Genomic DNA, 4184 nt, shown 5'->3' on the forward strand with positions numbered 1-4184 from the left:
TATATGCATATATGCAAGCGGTTGGGATGGTAAATGATCACTTAGTAAGTTGCTTCAGACATAAACTGGTTTAAATTATACCTCTCTTGCTTATAAAAACTCCTATGCTTCTTGGTATTTTTTCTCACCTAGAAACCCATAATAACTTAGCCTTTACTTGCCGCTATTTATTGCCTAGATAAATTCACATCAGAATCTAGCGGTTTGCTACCTATAATTTCTCTCCATTGCTTTTTAGGATTATTAATTTTATGGTTAGTACTAAAGTTTTGTTTAGCATGAGGGACTCTTTCTACTTTAGATACTTGCCTTTCAGAGAATGTCTTCTTCGCGGGTATTTCTTTAATATCTTGAATACCAGAAGAAGAGCCGATACCTAAAGAGGATGCTACATTAGTGCTCCTGGTAACCTCATCTATTTTTAAAAGATTAATGCCTAAGTTTTTATATTTTGATATAAAAAGGGGGCGAGGCCATTCATGAGCTTCTCTAGCTTCGATACTATGGTTTACTTCCCTATCACTCACTTGTATGCTATGTTGAGTGTTTCTATTATTAATTTGCTGAATAACTGTTGTACAATTTCTGCAACAAAGATTTGCACTTCCCATGTAAAGTGATGATTGCAGATCAAGAAGTACTTCTGAATTTTCTTCCAGATCATTTACATCATCAATATACTGTAAAATTCTCATTATTGGATGGATACCTTTAGGATATTTTTTATTACTAGTAAACGCTAAAGGCTTAGTAACTTCATTACAAAAACTCCTATTATTCTGCTTATGATTTACATATACCCATTCACTTTTCAATGCTTCACGCAATATACTATTACCTTCATTTTCCATAGTTAGATACTTAATAACTTCGTGCATTTCATTAGAAATCTTATTACCTATTTGATTCAATTTCTTCTGTATTTGCTTAGCCAAGTTATGCTTCTTATTTTTATATGCTTTTATTATTTGTCTATCATTATCTACACTTTTTTCAAAGGGTCTAATCTTGGTTTCTACTATTTGCTGTTGCTCAGTCTGTATTATATGTGTTTTAATTAGCTCATTTTCCTTAACCAAGCTACCTAGACTTCTTTCTACTTGGTTTAGGGTTGTTCTTTGATATTCAATCTGTGCTTTAGAATAGCTATATTTTTTCTCTATGGAGTCTTTAACTTTCACATTTTTATCTAATTGTCCTCTCATATTTAAAAGGTTTTGTTTTGTTTCCTTTAAACATTGTTTCAAAGACATTATTTCTATAATATCGGGATTAGTGTAATCTTTTAACTTTTCATTAATTAATTTTTCTTTTAAAGTTTTCCTCCATTCTGCTACATCTTTATTTTTCCAGGCATCTTCATAAGAAAGGTTTTTCCTTACAATATAGTTAAAGAAGTTCATACTTTCTGTTATCAACTCATAGTTAGTTTCATTATTACTAGCAATAAAGACCTCTGCTTCATACAAACATAAAGCTGTGCTTTTCTCATTACCGCACATAAGCTCGGCGATTAAGTCCAATATTCTAAGTTTTTTATCATGCTTACTATACGGTCTAGTTAAAACACTCTGTTTACCTATCACCTTCTCTTTTCCCTTTCTTGTATTAAGTCTTAAATTTGAGGAAGAAATTTGATTCTTAGTATTTCTATCTTGAACTATCTTTCTTTGAACTTCAAACTTATGTAGTATAGGTTCTTTCCTGTAATTATCGTGTGTATTGTTCTTGCTATCTATTTTGTTTTGAGAAATATTGTTAGCAGAGCTTCTAGTAGGATTATAAGGTGTTAAGTAACTACCTATCAACCCCCATACTTCAGTTGGCAATACTATACCTGTTTGCTCAGTACTTTGTGCATTTTTTACTATACCTCTTAGCCTCAAAAAATTAAAATTGTAATAATCATTTATCTCTCTTTTTATTCTTTCATATCTTGATTTTACTTCATTATCTTGCTCATAACTGGCAACCTTCCCACTAATCATCCGTAAAAATAGTTGTATTTTAGGAAGATTGATATTTATTAAGCTTACTTCTTCAACTGCTTTACAAGTATCTTCTAGTATTTGGTTATTTTTACTCACATGTGTTTTTAATTTTTTTTGTAGTTCTAATAGATTTTTGTCTTTTTTGGTTATAGAAATATCTGTAAGATCAGTTGAAAGAATAGTTTTTTTCTTTTCTAATATTTCTAATAATAATTTTATTCCTCCTACTTTATAATTGTTTTCCATTAGATTAATTGAAGTAAACCTACAATTTCCATCCAACAATTTTCCTATATGATTAGCACCACTTCCTCCAATCTGATTTTTACTTATATCAAAAATATAAATACTTTGATTATTACTTAGTCCTGTACATAGTGTTTTTATCCCTTGATCCTTTAATTGATTCCCCCTTAAATTAATTGAAATAATCGTATGATTTTTAGTTAAAACATTAGCTAGATACTCAGCGCCTTTTTCTCCTATTTTATTATTACTAAGATTAACATGAGTAATGCTTTCATTATTAATTAGTATTTCAGATAATAATTTTATACCTTCATCTGTTATATTATTTCCTTCCAGATCAAGAGAAGTAATGACCTTATTATTGTCTTTTAATACATCTATTAAAGCTTTGAGACCTTCTACTCCTATTTTGCAATTAGCCAAATTAATACTAGCAATGCTTTTATTACTCTCTAGCATTTTACAATAAGCTTTTACACATTTATCCCCTAAATTATTACCTCCCAGGTTAACATAATTAATGCTATCTATCTGCATTAATGCTTCAATCAATGCAATGCTTCCCCTCTGCCCTATTTTATTATCACTTAGATTTATTTTAGAAGTTCTCCCGTTTATTATGATGGCCTCTGCAAGCGATATTGCTCCTTCATCTTCAATATTATTATGCTGTAAGCTAATCGTGGTAATACTTTTGTTTTCTTTTAGTATTTCAGCTACATAATATGCTCCCTCGTCTTGAAGATAGTTTTCCCCCAAATTAATTGCCTTAATAATTTTATTCTGTTTTAGCGTTCCAGCTAAAATTTTTATCCCCCTACTACCTATATTAGTGCGCAATAAGTTGACATAAGTAATAATCTTGTTGTCCTTTAATATATAAGCTAAAACCTCAGCTTCCTCTTTACCAATTATGAAGCCTTGTAAGTTAAGTACAGGAGATTTCCAATTATTTTTTAAAATATCAACCAAAGCTTGGCTAGGTAATAAAAATAAAAAGGAAGCTGTTCTATTATCCACTGAATCCAATAATTCAGGTCGAAGTTTAAGTAATTCTAATATAACTGAATGATTTTTTTCTTTACAAGCTAATTTAAATCTATTTTGTTGATCTATTATATTATCATGATTATTAATAGTCTCATTTTGCTTCATAGGAACTTGCTTTATTTTACTGTAAAGTAGAATTATATTTTTTCTTTACTCTTAAGGCTACTCCTTTAATTTTAATTCTTTTAGCACATCTGTAAACCTTACTTGCCCCGGATAAGTAAAAAGAAAGTATTGTTTAATTCCGATTTAAGTAATAATACCTTTTTTAATTGGGCTATTTCCTGTATTAATTTTACTATCTCCTTTTTCAATTGATTTACTTCGTCATATATATTCATTAGGCTTCATTACCGGATTCTTAGGTTTTGAATATTTATCAATCCAAGTAAATAAGTATTAACATTAATGCCTGACTCCCTTGCTGTTTGTGCAATTGATTGCGATGACTCATTAGCTAGCTCTGCTGCTGGCTCCTTAAATTCCCCAGAGTATCCTTTTTGCTTTACTTCAGGCATTATATTTTATTTCCTTACTTCTAACATAACCTGCTTTATTTAGGGTATCCACTTCACCCCTGCAAACATTGAAATTGAATTAATTACATAAGCAAACAATTCTCATTATCAGAAGAAGAGCTTGACGACAACTCTAACGAGCGTCTAAAACTTCTTAGTTGAAAATTATTCTCAAGTTCCTCGGCTTGCTTAAATTCGCTCAAAGCCGGTATAATTTCTTCGTAGAATATCTGCGCATCCATTTTTATTTTTACTGGGGTACCATCAATATCTGAAGCTCCATAACTATATTCAAGAATAAGCCCCGGATAGGTATCATCCCAAAAAAGCTTAAATAAAGCAAAGTCGGCTTGATTATTAAATTCAATGAATATAT

4 protein-coding genes are annotated in these 4184 nt (G+C 30.2%); 1 reads left to right on the plus strand and 3 read right to left on the minus strand.

Going from position 1 to position 4184, the window contains the following annotated elements; genetic code table 11:
* The coding region (locus NF27_RS13350; RefSeq protein ID WP_161791776.1) for a DNA-3-methyladenine glycosylase I at positions 1-74 on the plus strand (74 nt) is incomplete at its 5' end.
* 93 nt (positions 75-167) lie between these two features.
* Here the strand turns inward: NF27_RS13350 and NF27_RS10870 are convergent.
* From NF27_RS10870 to NF27_RS12710, 3 genes are all read right to left on the minus strand, one after another.
* A complete protein-coding gene (locus NF27_RS10870) occupies positions 168-3395 on the minus strand; it encodes a leucine-rich repeat domain-containing protein (protein WP_039459627.1) in 3228 nt (1075 codons plus the stop codon).
* Between the two features lie 245 nt (positions 3396-3640).
* Positions 3641-3808: a transposase gene (locus NF27_RS12705; protein ID WP_161791872.1), complete on the minus strand. Its 168-nt coding sequence runs from the start codon at positions 3806-3808 to the stop codon at positions 3641-3643.
* Positions 3809-3891: 83 nt separating this feature from the next.
* Positions 3892-4184, minus strand: a 293-nt coding sequence (locus NF27_RS12710) for a hypothetical protein (RefSeq protein WP_039459630.1), incomplete at its 5' end; no start/stop codon positions are given.

Source organism: Candidatus Jidaibacter acanthamoeba, assembly GCF_000815465.1.
In the GTDB taxonomy this organism is placed as follows: Bacteria; Pseudomonadota; Alphaproteobacteria; order Rickettsiales; family Midichloriaceae; genus Jidaibacter; species Jidaibacter acanthamoebae.